The 15,607-nt window shown below is 65.5% G+C and carries 12 protein-coding genes, 2 tRNA genes and 1 pseudogene; 2 read left to right on the top strand and 13 right to left on the bottom strand.

The window, feature by feature from the left end:
• Window positions 1–108 precede the first annotated feature (108 nt).
• The 6 genes from A7W11_RS24100 to A7W11_RS24125 form a co-directional block, all read right to left on the bottom strand.
• On the bottom strand, window positions 109–1,407 hold the full coding sequence (locus A7W11_RS24100) for an aspartate carbamoyltransferase (protein ID WP_066420232.1): 1,299 nt from the start codon (window positions 1,405–1,407) through the stop codon (window positions 109–111).
• 152 nt (window positions 1,408–1,559) lie between these two features.
• Window positions 1,560–2,009: a hypothetical protein gene (locus A7W11_RS24105; RefSeq protein WP_066420233.1), complete on the bottom strand. Its 450-nt coding sequence runs from the start codon at window positions 2,007–2,009 to the stop codon at window positions 1,560–1,562.
• A 6-nt stretch (window positions 2,010–2,015) separates the two neighbouring features.
• On the bottom strand, window positions 2,016–2,441 hold the full coding sequence (locus A7W11_RS24110) for a BPTD_2524 family lipoprotein (RefSeq protein ID WP_066420243.1): 426 nt from the start codon (window positions 2,439–2,441) through the stop codon (window positions 2,016–2,018).
• 111 nt (window positions 2,442–2,552) lie between these two features.
• Window positions 2,553–2,690 (bottom strand): entericidin A/B family lipoprotein, encoded by a 138-nt coding sequence (locus A7W11_RS24115; protein WP_066420248.1) that lies wholly within the window; start codon window positions 2,688–2,690, stop codon window positions 2,553–2,555.
• Window positions 2,691–2,807: 117 nt separating this feature from the next.
• Window positions 2,808–3,134: a hypothetical protein gene (locus A7W11_RS24120; protein ID WP_066420250.1), complete on the bottom strand. Its 327-nt coding sequence runs from the start codon at window positions 3,132–3,134 to the stop codon at window positions 2,808–2,810.
• A gap of 241 nt (window positions 3,135–3,375) precedes the next feature.
• Window positions 3,376–3,452: transfer RNA gene (locus A7W11_RS24125), tRNA-Met, on the bottom strand.
• A gap of 528 nt (window positions 3,453–3,980) precedes the next feature.
• Between A7W11_RS24125 and A7W11_RS24130 the strand changes: the two genes are divergently transcribed.
• Entirely contained in the window at window positions 3,981–5,438 is a 1,458-nt protein-coding gene (locus A7W11_RS24130; protein ID WP_066420252.1) for an aminotransferase-like domain-containing protein, read from the top strand.
• A 115-nt stretch (window positions 5,439–5,553) separates the two neighbouring features.
• Here the strand turns inward: A7W11_RS24130 and A7W11_RS24135 are convergent, their stop codons facing one another.
• Window positions 5,554–5,799 (bottom strand): hypothetical protein, encoded by a 246-nt coding sequence (locus A7W11_RS24135; protein WP_066420254.1) that lies wholly within the window; start codon window positions 5,797–5,799, stop codon window positions 5,554–5,556.
• 108 nt (window positions 5,800–5,907) lie between these two features.
• Here A7W11_RS24135 and A7W11_RS24140 point away from each other — a divergent pair, with 108 nt between their 5' ends.
• A complete protein-coding gene (locus A7W11_RS24140) occupies window positions 5,908–6,231 on the top strand; it encodes a hypothetical protein (protein ID WP_235816961.1) in 324 nt (107 codons plus the stop codon).
• Window positions 6,232–6,277: 46 nt separating this feature from the next.
• Here the strand turns inward: A7W11_RS24140 and A7W11_RS24145 are convergent.
• From A7W11_RS24145 to dnaG, 6 genes and pseudogenes are all read right to left on the bottom strand, one after another.
• A pseudogene (locus tag A7W11_RS24145) lies at window positions 6,278–7,012 on the bottom strand (YoaK family protein); the annotation flags it as partial.
• 106 nt (window positions 7,013–7,118) lie between these two features.
• A complete protein-coding gene (locus A7W11_RS24150) occupies window positions 7,119–8,675 on the bottom strand; it encodes a PAS domain-containing sensor histidine kinase (protein WP_066421708.1) in 1,557 nt (518 codons plus the stop codon).
• Between the two features lie 327 nt (window positions 8,676–9,002).
• On the bottom strand, window positions 9,003–9,959 hold the full coding sequence (locus A7W11_RS24155) for a tripartite tricarboxylate transporter substrate binding protein (RefSeq protein ID WP_066420260.1): 957 nt from the start codon (window positions 9,957–9,959) through the stop codon (window positions 9,003–9,005).
• 164 nt (window positions 9,960–10,123) lie between these two features.
• Window positions 10,124–10,202, bottom strand: a tRNA-Ile gene (locus A7W11_RS24160).
• A 7-nt stretch (window positions 10,203–10,209) separates the two neighbouring features.
• Window positions 10,210–12,465, bottom strand: a complete 2,256-nt coding sequence (gene rpoD, locus A7W11_RS24165; RefSeq protein ID WP_066420261.1) for an RNA polymerase sigma factor RpoD — start codon at window positions 12,463–12,465, stop codon at window positions 10,210–10,212.
• Between the two features lie 1,009 nt (window positions 12,466–13,474).
• Window positions 13,475–15,589: a DNA primase gene (gene dnaG, locus A7W11_RS24170; protein WP_066420263.1), complete on the bottom strand. Its 2,115-nt coding sequence runs from the start codon at window positions 15,587–15,589 to the stop codon at window positions 13,475–13,477.
• Window positions 15,590–15,607 lie beyond the last annotated feature (18 nt).

Consider the following 15,607-nt stretch of genomic DNA (forward strand, 5'->3'; position numbering starts at 1 on the left):
ATGCAAAAAGGACGCTTCGAATGAAGCGTCCTTTTTCATTGCCGCTTGCGGCAGCGCAAGCCTCGGAACGGAGAGCGCCCACCGCTCATGGCCGCGGGCGCACGCCCATCAATCCAGGCCGTGGAACACCGAGTCGTCCGGCCCGATGTGCGACGGGTGCTTCCACGTGACGTCGCGCATCGAATGCTGCACCAGGTCTTCCACGCCCAGCAGCACCGCGAAGATGGCCATGCGGATGGGAATGCCGTTGTCGGTCTGGCGGAAGATGGCCAGGCGCGGATCGTGGTTCAGGTCCACGCTGAGGTCGTTGGCGCCCGGGCGGCTGTCGCGCGGCAGCGGGTGCATGACGATGGTGTCGGGCGAGCAGTACGTATCGATGATCTCGCGCGAGATCTGGAACTCGGGCGTGTAGCCTTCCCCTTCCTTTTCTTCCGATGCGAAACGCTCTTTCTGCACGCGCGTGGCGTAGATCACGTCGGCGCCCGGCAGGCCCTCGGCCAGCGACGCCTTCTGCTCGATCACATTGCCGTTGCGGGTGGCCTTCTCTACGATGTAGTCGGGCATTTCCAGGCCTGGCGGCGCCACCAGCGTGAACTTCACGCCCTTGTACAACGCCAGCAGCTTGATCAGCGAATGCACGGTGCGTCCGTACTTCAGGTCGCCGACCATCGCGATGTGCGCACCGTCCAGCAGCTTGCCCAACCGCGAGAACTCGGTAAGGATCGTGTACAGGTCCAGCAGCGCCTGGCTGGGATGCTCGCCGGGACCATCGCCGCCGTTGACCACCGGGATGTTCGTGGCCTGGGCGAATTCGGCCACCGAGCCCTGGTCGGGGTGGCGGATCACCATCGCATCCACGTAGCCGCTCATCACACGGCTGGTGTCGTAGATGGACTCGCCTTTTGCCATCGACGAGAACGTGAAACCCGTGGTGTCGCACACCGAGCCGCCCAGCCGGCAGAACGCCGATCCGAAGCTGACGCGCGTGCGGGTGCTGGCCTCGAAGAACAGGTTGCCCAGCACCGCGCCTTCCAGCACGCGCGACACCTTCTGGCGGCGCGCGATGGGCTGCATCATGTCGGCGACGCGGAACAGGTCTTCCACGGATTCACGCGTGAACTGGTCGACCGACAGCAACTGATGCTTGCCTTCGACGGCGATGCGCTCGCGCAGCGGGCCCGCTTGTGCGCTTTGCGTATACTTTTCCAGCAGATCGCGGTTCTGCACGATTTCGCTGACGAAACGCTCGACCACCTCGGGCATCGCCCGGAATTCCTGCGAGCCTTCCGGCAGCAGCCAGGTATCGAGCGCGCGGCGCTTGACGCCGATGCGCGCGGCGAACACGTCGCGGGTCAGGTTGAGGCGACGCATGGCGTCGCGCAGGAAAGCTTGCTGGGAGATGGACATGGCGCGCCTTGACGAGATAGGTGAATATACGCAATGCGCATATTACGCCTGCACCCCACGAGCGTCCATTAAAAAAACGCTACCGCGATCCGGCCGCCGATGCGTGTGGCAAAAATGCCTGCGCACCGAGCCACCGGCCCGGCGGGCAGCGCTCAGATAGCGCCGCCTGTACGCAGGAATGGCCGCTGGGCCGGCGCCACCACCTGCGTGTAGAACGCGCCCGCCGGCGAGGCATCGCCGCCGTCATCCACGGGCAGGTCTTCGGTGAGAGAAGTCCAGCAACCCAGGCCGAAGCCCGCCAGCGCCACGAGATACGCCGCCAGGGCCAGCGCCAGCGCGCCCCTGCAACGCAGGGACACCCGGCCATCGGCGCGACGGCGTACCCAGCCCAGATGCGCCAGGAACGCCAGCACGGCGGCCAGGCCGGTGGCCAGCAGACCGATCAGGAACCACGCCAGCGGCACCTGCAGATCGTCGGGCGGGGCGACGTCGCCGCCCACGATGCCCAGCGAGAAACACGCCAGGGCCAGCGCGGCCACGCCGTTCAGCCAGCCAGCCATGCGGATTGCCGCGCCCAACAGCGCGTAGGGAACGCCACGCATGCCGTGTTACTCCATCGCCCTGCAGACGGGCGTGGCGGTCTCGATGGAGCGCCGTGCGGCGGCCAGCTCTTCCTTGTCCCAGGGCGCTTCGCCCAGCACGCGCACCGTCACCTTGGAATTGGAGGGGCCGTCCATCGCGGCGGTCAGCACCTCGAGGATGCGCAGCGATTCGCCCTTCTTGAACACCTGGACGGTGTTGGGCGCATCGCGCACGCCCAGCGCGCGCGTGGACTGATAAACGGTGCCGAAACGGTGCGTACGATTTTCGTGGCAGACGCGCACGTACTCGCCGGCTCGCCGATAGGCGGCCTGATAGTCGGCCGCCACGCTGAAGGTTTCGGAGATGCCCGGCTGCTCGCTCAGCCCGGTGTTGGCGCAACCGCCAAGCACGCCGGCCACTGTCAGAACGCCGATCCATTGAAATTTGCGCATTGCTTTTCCTGCCTGCACCACAATTGCCGAATTATGCATCACGCGCCAAAGACAAGGGCCGCGGCATGCTGCTCGCGGCCCCAAAACGGCGGCGCTGTCGTGCGCCGGCGACTACTTGTTACGCTCGGCGGAATTCTGGATGGCCTGACCACCCTTTTCGATGTCCTTGCCTGCTCCGGACATGGTGTTGCAACCCGCCGTCAGAGCCGTCATCACGAGCAGCGCAACCATCAGGGCCTTGTTCTTCATGGCTATTCCTTGCTGAAAAGTGGGTGTCGAGCAGGCCGCCGGGCACGCAGCACCTGCTCCGCGCCCCATGCGTGTAACTGCCTGCCCATCATACGCGCAGCCGGGCCTCGTGGCGCGTCATTGCGCCTGCAACAACGGCCCCTGCCAGGGCTCGGCGTCGGGATGGAATCGCGTCTCTTGGAACGCCGCCTGCGAGGCGTTCAACAGGCCTTCGTCGACCACCTGCCCCAAGGCTCGCCGGCACAGGGTTTCCATGTCGTCGGGCAGCGACTGGAAGACGCTGTCCGAGATGCGCAACCGCAGCATGGCAGCCTCGGGCGTACCCTGTTTGCCGATGTGAATGTGCGCGGGAAATCCGTGCGGGCGCCACACGCCGATCTGATAGCAGCCCTGCTCGCCCAGGTCGGCAATGTAGCCGGGATGGTTGTATTTGGCAGTACCCATGCAGCCCTCCTCCGGTTGGTCCAGGCACGCCGCCCTTGCGGCGCGGACGGCTCATGGTATCGCAGGCCGGGGCCAGGCGGTCGCATCGCCAAGGCAGGGAAAACGCCAAACCGGTGAATGGGAAGCCCTGATTGGCCCCCTCTGATTGGCACCCCTGGATAGAGCCCCAAGTAAGGAGAACGCCGCATGCAGACAAAAAAGCCCCGATTTCGTAAGAAACCAGGGCTTTTTCGATAAAACTTGGTTGCGGGGGCAGGATTTGAACCTACGACCTTCGGGTTATGAGCCCGACGAGCTGCCAGACTGCTCCACCCCGCGTCTGAAGAAAAAGATATTAACCCATTTTGAAATGGCATGCAAGCGGGCAGCCAGAAAATCCCGCACTGGCGACGGTGGCGCCACGCAATACAGCTGGGCCCCGCCCAGGGAATGCAGGAACACGGCGCCCGCCTGCTCCACCCGATGCACCTGTCCCGTGGCCAGCGGCACTTGCAACGGCAGGCGCAGCACGCTCCAGTCATCGCCGCCCGGCGTGGCGCTCTCCCGCACCAGGATTGCACCGTCGACGCAGGCGATGATCGTGCCGGCAGCGGCCTGCACGCGGGTTTCCTGCCCTGGCGCCAGCGTCAGCCTGCGGTCCTCGTCATGGGGGGCGGTAAAGAGGGACATTGCGTTGCTCCACAAGCATGTTTCGATGGAGACAGCGTACGGTTCCCCGGCCTTGCGCAACAGGCACACGCCCGGTGTTTCTGTAGCGCAACAGCCAGGAAACCCGACCTCTGTTATGGTGGTTTTTCGATCGATCTGTACCTGTTGCGCCCCGCGCCGCGCAGGCATCCTGCACGCATGGACACCGAGCTTCTCTATCAGCGCGTCGCCGCGCACTACCGCCGCGCCATCGATACCGGCGTGCTGGCGCCGGGCGACCGCCTGCCTTCCGTACGCACCCTGATGCAATCGCACCAGGTCAGCCTGTCGACCGCGGTGCAGGCCTGCCGGCGCCTGGAGGAAGAGGGCCTGGTCGAGGCGCGTCCGCGTTCGGGCTATTTCGTGTTGAGGCCACGCCGGCCGGTGCTGGCGCCCATCGCCGAACCCGAAGTGCTGCGCACGCCCGATCCCGCGCAATACGTCGGCATCCACGACCGCGTATCGGCCTTCATCGCCAAGTGCGAATCGCAGGGGTCCGGGGCCAACTTCGCGCTGGCGGCGCCACCGGCCGAATTCCTGCCGGTCGAGCCGCTGAAGCAGGCCATGATGCGCGCGCTGCGCCGCCACCCCGAGATGCTGTGCAGCCGCGTGCCGCCCCAGGGCCACCCCGCGCTGCGGACGGTGCTCGCCCGGCGCGCGCTGGAGTTCGGCGTGCAGGCCCGGCCCGACGAGGTCATCGTCACGCACGGCTGTATCGAGGCGATCAACCTGGCGCTACGGGCCGTGGCCCAGCCGGGCGACGTGATCGCGGTCGAATCTCCCACCTATTTCGGGCTGCTGCAGGTGCTGGAAAGCCTGGGCATGCGCGCACTGGAAATCCCCACGCGTCCCCAGCACGGCCTGTCCGTGGATGCGCTGGAACTGGCGTTGCAGGCGTATCCCGACATCCGTGCCGTGGTCTCGATTCCCAACCACCACAACCCGCTGGGCTGCGTGATGCCCGATGCCGAGAAGGCACGCCTGGTCGCCCTGTGCGAACAGCGCGGCGTGCCGCTGATCGAAGACGACACCTACGGCGCCCTGGGCGACCACGGCGCGCCGACCGCGCTCAAGGCCTGGGACCGCACCGGCAACGTCATCTACTGCGCCTCGATGCACAAGACGCTGGCCCCCGGCATGCGCCTGGGCTGGATGCTGGGCGGGCGCTGGCGCCGCCGCATCGACATGCTGAAGTACGCGCAAAGCCGTCCCAACGAACCGCTGGGCCAGGTCGCGGCCGCCGATGTGATGAGTTCGAAGTCCTTCGACCGGCACCTGGCGCGCCTGCGCACCCGGCTGCGCGCGCAGCGCGAAGAGATGGCCGATGCCATCGCCCGCTACTTTCCGCCGGGCACGCGGTTGAATACACCCTCGGGCGGCATGCTGCTGTGGGTCGAACTGCCTGCCGGCACCTCGGGCACCGCCGTGTTCGAACGCGCCTTGCGCGATGGCGTGCGCGTGGCGCCCGGCGCGATCTTCTCGAACTCGGAGCGCTACGAGCACTTCCTGCGCGTCAGTTTCGGCGAAGCCTGCACGCCGGCCACGATCCGCGCGCTGCGGCTGCTGGCCGACGCGGTCGAGGCGGAAATGCCCCGCACGGCGCGCGCCGCGGCCTGAACGCACCCGGACTGAGCACGTTTCCCAAGCCTTTGAACGGAAAGCGCTTTTCCGTTCTGTCAGAACACTATCCCAAGACTTGTCCACAGAAGCTGTGGGCAAGTCGGGCTGGCGTTTACTTCAATGCGGACAGCACCGTCTCGCGCACGGCTTCATAGCCGGCCACGTATTGCGGGTTCTCGGAGCGCGCCAGCAGGCTGGCATATTGCTGCTCCAACTGCGCCTCGATGGCTTCGCTCAGGTTGGGCGAGGCCTTGGCCAGGTGCAGCAGGGCGCCCAGCGTGGCGTTCAGCGCCTCGATGCGGCCGCCCTGATGGGAAATGGTGTGGACGATGACCGCAATCTGTTCTTGCAATTCCATGATGACCTCGCGTGCAGGGTTCGGCCCGGATGCTAGCACGCAGCCGCGCCACACCGGCGGCCATGCCGCTCACGTTAAACTGTCGGCTTCCCTCATCGGATCGATCTCGTGAAGCCCTTGCGCCACCTGCCCCTGCTGTCCTGCCTGCTGTTGCTCAGCGCGTGTTCGAGCATCAGCGAAGTCACGCCCGCCGGCAAAGACCAGTACCGTGTGTCGTACAACGCCGGCATGCGCGCGATGACCTGGGTCGAACTGAAGAACGCCACGCGGGACCGCGCCAAGGCCTACTGCGAGGCGCAGGGACAGCGCATGGTGCGCCCGGAAGTCACGTCCAACCACGCCACCGGCCTGATGCCCAAAGAGGCCATCGTCACCTTCAGTTGCGAAGCCCTGCCCGAGCCCAGTGCTCCTGCCGGCAAGGCGGCGTCGTAGCGCGGCACGCCGCACCGGTGCGGCCGGCTCAGCCCCGCACCCAATCCCGCAAGTCTTCCGCCACAGGCACCGAGGCCAGCACCAGCAGCAAGGCCGCCAGCGGCAACGTGGCCGCGAAGCCGATGTGCGCGAATCCCAGCGCTCCCACCACGCCGCCGCCGAAAAATAGCGCGATCAGCAAGCTCAGGGTCCCGAGCTTGTCCCGGTTGGCGCGCACCGCGGGGGTCGTCTCGTCCGACGCGGACACGTTCCAGTACACCAGCTTGCCCAGCTCGATACCCACGTCGGTGACCATCCCCGTGACGTGTGTGGTGCGGATCTCCGCGCGCGACACCTTGGTCACCATCGCGTTCTGCAAACCCATGATGAAGCACAGCAGCATCACGGTCGCAGGCACGAACAGCCAGCGCAACTGGCCCAGGTGCCCGCCCAGCAGCCCGAAGCACATCAGCAGTCCCGCCTCGATCATCAGCGGCAGCGCATATTCGCTGCGCAGGCGCGCGCGGCGCGCCAGGTTGATGATGATGGCGGAACTGGCCGACCCCAGGATGAATGACAGCAGCGCCGCCAGGCCTTGCAGGAACAGCGCCGTCCAGCCCAGCACGATATGATCGGCCATCGCCGAGACGATGCCGGACATGTGCGAGGTGTACTGCTGCACGGCCAGGAAGCCGCCCGCATTGGCAGCCCCGGCCACGAAGGTCAGGTAGCAGGCCAACTGCCGGTTGGCCGCCGGGCTGCGGACGCTCCCGGTCAGTTGGCGCAGATAGGGGATGGGCATGGCGGCGCAGGACGGACTCGATGGGCCATTCTATGCCTGCGCAGCGCCCCTTGCACGGTATGCGCCGGACGCTGCCGGATTACAGAGCGTCCCTTACAGGGCCTCCCTACTTCGACAGCGTGGCGATCAGCACGTTGACCGAATACGGTTTCTGCACCAGCTCGAACCCATGCGCGCCCTGCTCGGCCAGCACGTGGCTGTAGCCACTGGTCAGCACCACGCGGATGGCAGGCCATTGCGCGCGGATGCGCTTGGCCAGTTCAACGCCGTTCATGCCAGGCATCACGACGTCGGTGAACACCATGTCGAACCCGCCCTGGCTGTCTTCCAGCGCGCGCAACGCCGCACCGGCGTCGACGACCCAGGCGGGCTCCTGGCCCATTTCGGTCAACAGGTTGGTGACAAAGCCGCCCACCGTATCGTTGTCCTCGACCACGAGGATCCTGCGGCGCGGCAGATCCTGCCCTTCGAACGCGCGCTCCAGCGCTGGCGCCTTCTGCACGACCTCGCATTCGGCCCGGGGCAGATACAGCGTGAAGGTCGTGCCCTCGCCCTGTTTGCTGGTGACGGTGACTTCTCCGCCCGACTGCTTGACGAAGCCGTACACCTGGCTCAGGCCCAGGCCCGTGCCCTTGTCCACGGCCTTGGTCGTGAAGAAGGGTTCGAAAATGCGTTCGAGCAGATCTGGCGCGATGCCCTCGCCCGTATCCCGCAGCGACACCGCCACGAAGCTGCCGATGAGCGCCCGATACGGCCGCGACAGCGGCACGCCCTCGACCTGGTCGACCGATACGTGCAGTTCGCCGCCATTGGGCATGGCTTGCTTGGCATTGACCACGATGTTCAGCAGCGCGGCCTCGAACTGGCCCGGATCCGCATGAACCACACAGGGCGCGGCCGACGCTGCGCGCAACACCTTTACCGTAGCGCCCACCGTGGTGTTGATCAGCTGGCTCATGCCCTCGATGCGATCACGTGCGTCGAAGTATTCGGGATCCAGAGGCTGCCGGCGTGCAAAGGCCAGCAACTGCCGCGTGAGCGCCGCGGCGCGCTCGGCGGTCTCGACGATGGCGTTCAGATAACGCGCGCGCTTGTCGTCAGCGATGGTCGGCCGGCGCAGCAGCTCGGCCGAGGAACGGATCACGGTCAGCAGGTTGTTGAAGTCGTGCGCCACGCCGCCGGTCAGGCGGCCAATGGCCTCGATCTTCTGCGCGTGATGCAGCTCGTCGCGCGCGCGCTGCACGTCTTCTTCCGCGCGTCGCTTTTCGGTGACGTCGCGCGTGACCTTGGCGTAGCCGATCAGCTGGTTGGCCTCGTCGCGGATGGGATCGATGACCACATGCGTCCAGAAGCGCGACCCGTCCTTGCGCAGCCGCCAGCCCTCGGATTCGAAACGGCCTTCACGGGCGGCGATCTCGAGCGCCTGCCACGGCACGCCGGCGGCGCGGTCCTCGGGCGTGTAGAACACGGAGAAGTGGCGGCCGATGATTTCATTGGCCGTGTAGCCCTTGAAGCGTTCGGCCCCGGTGTTCCAGCTGCTGACGTACCCATCGGCGTCCAGCAGGTAGATGGCGTAGTCCTTCACGGCCTCTACCAGCAACTGGAAGCGGCGCTCTCCGGTGAGCAACTCCGAGATCACGGGACGGCGCTCGGGGAAAGTCATGGCGGGAAGGATCTCCTGGTAGGTCGAGGCGGCCAGCATTCAGCCGCGGCTTGTTCATCTCGAGCGAACACCTTGCCGCCAGGCACGAACACAATATCCAAGGGATTATGCATCACCCGCCGGCCGCAAGCGTGGACCATTCGCATTGGCGTCAGTTGTATGGCGTGCCCGCGCGACGAAGCGCAACAAAGCGACCGACTACGACAGCATATTACGTTCCCGAGTCGAAAGTACCGGAAACAAGGGGTGGACGTCCACCGATAATGACTTGATGCCTTGAACAAAACGGCCATACCCGCCCGCGGTATCGCCGCCCCGCCCGTTTTCTCAATCGACCTCGGCGCCCGATGCCTTCACCGCAGCCCCCCATTTCTTCACTTCCTTCGCGATGAAGGCGTCGGTATCGGCGGGCGTCATGATCATGGGTTCCGCGCCGCGCTCGCGCAGGTAAGCCTGCATTTCAGGCGTGCCCAGGATCGCGCCGATGCGTTCGTTCAACAGCGTCACGATGGGCTCGGGCGTGCCTTGCGGCGCCAGCACCGCGGCCCAGCCGATGGCCTCGAAGCCCGGATAGCCCGATTCGGCCACGGTCGGCACCTCGGGCAATTGCGGCAGGCGCTCGGCGGTGGTGACGGCCAGGGCGATCGCCTTGCCGCTTTGCACGTGCGGCATGCCGGCGGTCACCGAGTCCACCATCAGCGGCACCTGGTTGCCCAGGAAATCCGCCTGCGCGGGGCCGCTGCCCTTGTAGGGGATGTGGCGGATGTCCAGCTTGGCGGCCGCCTTGAACATCTCGGCCGACAGATGCTGCGTCCCGCCGATGCCGGCGCTGGCATAGGCCAGTTCGCCCGGCTGCGCGCGCGCCACGTTGACCAGCTCGCCCATCGTCTTGATGCCCGACTTCGGGTTGGCCAGGAACATCAGCGGCACCGAGAAAATGCCCGACACCGGCGTGAAATCGTCCGACAGGCTGTATTCCAGCTTTTTGTACAGCGTCTGGTTGACGGCGGCGGCGCTGCCCGCCACCACCAGCGTGTAGCCATCGGCGGGCGCGCGCGCGGCCTGCGTCATGCCGATGTTGCTGCCCGCGCCGGCGCGGTTGTCGATGAAGACCGCCTGCTTCAGGTCGCTGCCCAGCTTTTCGGCCAGCGCCCGCGCGAAGATGTCGGTGGCCTGTCCCGGCGGGAACGGCACGATCAGGCGGATGGCGTGGTCGGGGTACTGGGCATGCGCGGCGAAGCTTGCCGCGGCCAGCGTGGCGCCGGCGATGAGTTTCTTGAACATGGCGGTCTCTCTCCAAAACAGCCGGGCATTGTAGAAGATTGCCACTGATGGATCGCCACTGGCGCATCCGTTGCCAGGCAGACGGCCAGCCCAGCCTGACGCGCAAAAACAAGACAGCCGCCATATTGGCGGCTGTCTTTATTCCCGATCGCTCGGGATGTCTTTGGTAGGCCCCCCGAGAGTCGAACTCGGCACCAACGGATTATGAGTCCGCTGCTCTAACCAGGCATGAGCTAGAGGCCCTGAAAACTTACTGCCCTTCCAGGAAGCTCTTGAGCTTGTCGGCGCGGCTGGGGTGGCGCAGCTTGCGCAGTGCCTTGGCCTCTATTTGACGGATACGCTCGCGCGTGACGTCGAACTGCTTGCCGACTTCTTCCAGCGTCTGGTCCGTGCTCATTTCGATACCGAAACGCATGCGCAGGACCTTGGCTTCCCGAGGGGTCAGGGAGTCTAGCACTTCCTTGACCACATCGCGCATCGAACCGTGCAGGGCCGCGTCGGACGGCGCCAGCGTGGACGTATCCTCGATGAAGTCGCCCAGGTGCGAATCGTCGTCGTCGCCGATGGGGGTTTCCATCGAGATCGGTTCCTTCGCGATCTTCAAGATCTTGCGGATCTTGTCCTCGGGCATGTCCATCTTCTGCGCCAGGGTCGCGGGATCGGGCTCGGCGCCCGTTTCCTGCAGGATCTGACGGCTGATGCGGTTCATCTTGTTGATCGTCTCGATCATGTGAACCGGGATACGGATGGTGCGCGCCTGGTCGGCGATCGAACGCGTGATGGCCTGGCGGATCCACCACGTGGCGTACGTGGAGAACTTGTAGCCGCGACGGTATTCGAACTTGTCCACCGCCTTCATCAGGCCGATGTTGCCTTCCTGGATCAGGTCCAGGAACTGCAGGCCACGGTTCGTATACTTCTTGGCGATCGAGATCACCAGGCGCAGGTTGGCCTCGGTCATTTCGCGCTTGGCCTTGCGGGCCTTGGCTTCGCCGGTGGCCATGCGCTTGTTGACGTCCTTCAGGTCCTTCAGCGGCAACACCACGCGGGTCTGCAGGTCGATCAGCTTCTGCTGCAGTTCCTGCACGGCGGGGATCTGGCGCTCGAGCGTCTCGGCGTACGGATGGCCCGCGGCGACCTCGTCGATGACCCACTGCATGTTGGTCTCGTTGCCGGGGAACACCTTCAGGAAGTGCGAACGCGGCATGCCGGCGCGGTCCACGCAGGTATGCAGCACGGCGCGCTCGAGCTGGCGGACTTCCTCGACCTGGGCTCGCAGCGTGTCGGCCAGCTTCTCGACCATCTTGGCCGTGAAGCGGATGCCCATCAGTTCGTTCTGGATGGTCTCTTGCGCGTTGAGATACACGTCGGACTTGTAGCCGTCCTTCTCGTACGACTGGCGCATGCGATCGAACTGGCGGCCGACCTCGTCGAACTTCGACAGGGCCTTCACGCGCAGGTCTTCCAACTGCTTGCTGGACATGCCGCCGGCCGGGCCTTCGTCGTTCTCGTCTTCCTCGGCGGTCACGCCGGCGCCGGCGTACTCTTCGCCGTCTTCCGGATCGACCAGGCCGTCGACGACCTCATCGATCTGCGCCTGGCTTTCGCGCACACGCGTGACGTGATTCAGGATCTCGTTGATGGTGGTCGGGCAGGCCGAGATGGCCATGACCATGTGCTTCAGGCCGTCTTCGATACGCTTGGCGATCTCGATTTCGCCTTCGCGCGTCAGCAGCTCGACCGAACCCATTTCGCGCATGTACATGCGCACGGGGTCGGTGGTGCGGCCGAAATCGGAGTCGACGGTGGTCAGCGCGGCTTCGGCTTCGTCTTCGACATCGTCGTCGTTCGAGGCCACGGGCGCGTTTTCGCTCATCAGCAGCGTTTCGGCGTCGGGGGCCTGGTCGTAGACCGCGATCCCCATGTCGCTGAACGTGCTGATGATGCCGTCGATGGCCTCGGCGTCGACCAGGTCGTCGGGCAGATGGTCGTTGATCTCGCCGTAGGTGAGGTAGCCGCGGTCCTTGCCCAGCTTGATCAGCTGCTTCAGGCGGTTGCGGCGGGCTTCGTATTCTTCGGGCGTGACCGGGCCGCGGGCGATCAGATCCTTCGGATCCCCCTTGCCGCGCTTGCCGCCGCGCTTGGGCGGCTTCAGGTCAGGCAGCACTTCGCCTTCGCCGTCCATCGTGTCTTCAAAACCGTCGGAGTCGTTGTTCGCGTTCTTCGCGGGACGACCAGGGCGGCGGCCCGTGCCGCCAGCCGGACGCGCCGCGGCAACCAGGTCAGCCAGCTTGTCTTCGGCTTTCTTGGCACGCGCCGTCGCCGGCTTGTCGGCGGCAGCCACCTTCTTGGCGGCCGTCTTGGTCGCCGTCTTCGCGACCTTCACGGCAACCTTGGCAGGCGCCTTCTCGGCCGCCTTGGTGGCGGTACGAGTGCGGCTGGCTGCCTTGGCCTGAACCTGGTCCGTATCGATTTCAGAGGTGGATTTGCCTGTGGATCTGGTCATAATCGCTTCCGTCGTCATCGCAACCCATAATGTTGGGAGGCTGAGTCATCATGCACGGCTTGCGCGATCGCGCAATGCCCGGGCACGGGTAAAACCGGCAGCGTCCGCTGGAATCGCGCGTCCGCGTTGGGCGCGGAACGGCTCTCGAGAGCCCAGCCCTGTCCTCTCTGGCCCGCTTGGGGGCACGAAGACATGTGGCATCGCATTTCCATTCGATGGGTCCGACCGGGCAACGGGGGAAGTTGTCGTGCCTGTAACAGGCTGGCCAGCTTTGCCGGGGTTTCCGCGCGTTGCTGTTCGACGCAATACAACTTCCTGCCTCATTGCCGGCAGCCGGAACGGATCGAACCGCCTGACCTGCCGTCTGGCTATACTGCAAAACTGACAAACTTGGTAATACGTACCGGATACACCTCAGCAGGAATACTCCGCGAGCCGCCGTCGGCAACAGGCAACCGAGGGCAACTGACAGTAACAGATTCCTGGCCTCGCAGTCATGATCCGGTAGTTTGCCAGTGGTTCACAAGCCCGGTTCACGGGCCTGCGTGTCATTCATCGAGGCATCCGGGTGGGCTTGCCGCCATTGCCGGATACCGTGTCGCCTTACTACGGCTTTCGTCGTTTAGGGTTCTTGCACGCGCAGGTCGACATCTCAGGCACGAAAGGGTTTCAGACGGCATGCCGTGATGCGCCGCGCAAACTGCCTACGCGCATCCGCTGCCGCCCGACCGGACAGAAGCTGCCCTGTTCGTGCCCTTGGGTTGTACCACCAGGCGGATCCGCCGCCGCATCGGACCAGCCGATGTTTCAATGTGATGGCACAACCTTAAGACACAACTGAGAGACCGCATTCAGCCCTCATCCTTCAGCCCGCTTTTCAACCCGGCCTTTCAGCCTGCCTTTTCAAGCCCGCCGCCGCCCGGGAAAATCCCTGCGCAGCCGCGCCTGCGTCTTCCGACCGCCAGGCTCGCAATCGCCCTTGGACGAAAACCCTAAATATTACCCCAAATCAACCCTGCCCTGCAGCTTTTAAGACCATCAATCGGCTCGACAGTTCCTGGTAACGGGCTTTTGCCTCATCCGACCCCAGGCCCTGCTTGACCAGGGCATCGATCTCGGCCTTGACCGCGCTGACCTCGATGCGCTGCAGCGCGTCATTCCATTCGGCCTGCGGATCGGGCAAATCCTCCTGGGCCAGCAACTCGGCGCGCAACCCCTTCAACGCCACGTACAGATCGGAATCGTCGTCGGCGGCCTCCAGCAAGGCGCCCAGATGCCGTGCGCCGCTGGCCTGGGCCAGGACGATCAGGTCGCGCACCAATCCCAGATGGGGGGCATGGTCGATAACTTCAAGCTGTTGGTCTCCCATGCTGTCGACCAGCTCGGGATGGGCCAGCAACAGACACAGCAGATGGCGCGGCAGCGACGGCATGGTGCGAGGACCCTCGTAGCCCTGCTCCTGGTCGCGGCGGCCCTTCCAGTCGCCTTTGCCCTTGCCTTTCCAGTCGCCCTTGCTCTTCCAGTCGTTCTTCTTCCAATCGCGCTTGCCGCCCCCCTTGCCGCCCTGCCAGCCCTGGCTTTCCTGCGGCAAGCCGCCGGAGGCGCCGCTGCCCGCGAAGGACTCGACATCGATGTAGGGCTCGGCATCCCCGTATTCGGGAACGTAGCCGTCGGGCTCGAAATGGCCCTCGCTCTCCCAGGATGGGGCAGCGTCGTGGCCGGCGGGCGCCGCCCCGTCACCATCAGCGGGACGGCGCGCGGCCACCGCGGGCGCCTTGGCCGCCCCAGCGGCACCACCCGGCGCGCTGCCGGCCAGCGGCGCGCGAGACGCCTGCTGGCGCGCCAGCACCTGCGCCATCTCTTCGGGCGTGAGCATGACGTGGCGCGCCAGCTCGCGCTCGATCTGCAGGCGCAGGGCGCATTCCGGAATGGCCGCCAATAGCGGACCGGCCTCGTGCAGGCAGCTCGCCCGCCCTTCGGCCTCTTCCATATTGTGATGCGAGGTCAGTTCGTCCAGCAGGAAGCGCGACAGCGCCGAGGCCTCGCCCAGGCTGGTGCGGAAGGCCTCGCCGCCGAATTCGCGCACATACGAATCCGGATCGTGCTCGTCGGGCAGGAACAGGAACCGGATGCTGATGTCGTCCCGCAGCACCGGCAGGCAGGCCTGCAACGCCCGCCATGCGGCGCGACGCCCGGCCTTGTCGCCGTCGAAGCTGAAGACGACCTTGTCGCTGGCGCGCAGCAGCTTCTTCACATGATCTGGCGTGGTGGCCGTACCCAGCGTGGCCACGGCGTTGGCGATGCCCAACTGCGCCAGGCCCACCACGTCCATATAGCCCTCGACCACGATCACCACGCCTTCCTGGCGGATGGCCTGGCGGGCCTCCCACATGCCGTAGAGCTCCTGCCCCTTGGAGAAGACGGGCGTCTCGGGCGAGTTGAGGTACTTGGGCTCGCCCTTGCCGATGACGCGCCCGCCGAAGCCCACCAGCGTGCCGCGCGCATTGCGGATCGGGAACATGACCCGCTCGCGGAAACGATCGTAGCGGCGGCCATCCTCGGATTCGATGACCAGGCCCGCCTCGACCAGCGTGGGGTCGTCGTAGTTGTCGAATACCTTGGAAAGCCCGTGGCGGTCGGTGCCCGACCAGCCCAGCCCGAAATGCGCGGCGATCTGGCCGGTCAGGCCACGCTGCTTGAGGTAGGCGATAGCCTGGGGAGAGGCGCGCAGCAGGCGCAGATAATGCGCCTGCGCGGCGTCCAGCACCTTGGTGTGGCGCGACTCTTCCGCCTTGCGGCGAGCAGATTCGGCCTGTTGGCGAGGACTGCGGGGCTCTTCGGGGACCGTCATGCCCACCGAGCCGGCGAGCGTGCGCACGGCCTCGGGAAAGCTGGCGCCGGTATGTTCCATCAGGAACGTAATGGCGCTGCCATGGGCGCCGCAGCCGAAGCAGTGATAGAACTGCTTCGTCGGGCTGACGGTGAAAGAAGGACTTTTTTCGTTGTGAAAGGGGCACAGGCCAAGCAGGTTGGCCCCACCCTTACGCAACTGCACGTATCGCCCGACGATGTCTGCGACATCAACCCGGGCGAGCAGATCCTGAATGAACGACTCTGGGATCAATACATTCTGGAATCAGGT

The organism is Bordetella ansorpii (assembly GCF_900078315.1).
Taxonomy (GTDB): Bacteria; Pseudomonadota; Gammaproteobacteria; order Burkholderiales; family Burkholderiaceae_B; genus Bordetella; species Bordetella ansorpii.

Excerpts from the sequence above, each read along its gene's own strand:
- A7W11_RS24110 (WP_066420243.1), bottom strand. The coding sequence starts at position 2,441 with ATGCGCAAATTTCAATGGATCGGCGTTCTGACAGTGGCCGGCGTGCTT.
- A7W11_RS24130 (WP_066420252.1), top strand. The coding sequence starts at position 3,981 with ATGGACACCGAGCTTCTCTATCAGCGCGTCGCCGCGCACTACCGCCGC.
- A7W11_RS24105 (WP_066420233.1), bottom strand. The coding sequence starts at position 2,009 with ATGCGTGGCGTTCCCTACGCGCTGTTGGGCGCGGCAATCCGCATGGCT.
- A7W11_RS24135 (WP_066420254.1), bottom strand. The coding sequence starts at position 5,799 with ATGGAATTGCAAGAACAGATTGCGGTCATCGTCCACACCATTTCCCAT.
- A7W11_RS24100 (WP_066420232.1), bottom strand. The coding sequence starts at position 1,407 with ATGTCCATCTCCCAGCAAGCTTTCCTGCGCGACGCCATGCGTCGCCTC.
- A7W11_RS24115 (WP_066420248.1), bottom strand. The coding sequence starts at position 2,690 with ATGAAGAACAAGGCCCTGATGGTTGCGCTGCTCGTGATGACGGCTCTG.
- A7W11_RS24150 (WP_066421708.1), bottom strand. The coding sequence starts at position 8,675 with ATGACTTTCCCCGAGCGCCGTCCCGTGATCTCGGAGTTGCTCACCGGA.
- A7W11_RS24155 (WP_066420260.1), bottom strand. The coding sequence starts at position 9,959 with ATGTTCAAGAAACTCATCGCCGGCGCCACGCTGGCCGCGGCAAGCTTC.
- A7W11_RS24120 (WP_066420250.1), bottom strand. The coding sequence starts at position 3,134 with ATGGGTACTGCCAAATACAACCATCCCGGCTACATTGCCGACCTGGGC.
- rpoD (WP_066420261.1), bottom strand. The coding sequence starts at position 12,465 with ATGACCAGATCCACAGGCAAATCCACCTCTGAAATCGATACGGACCAG.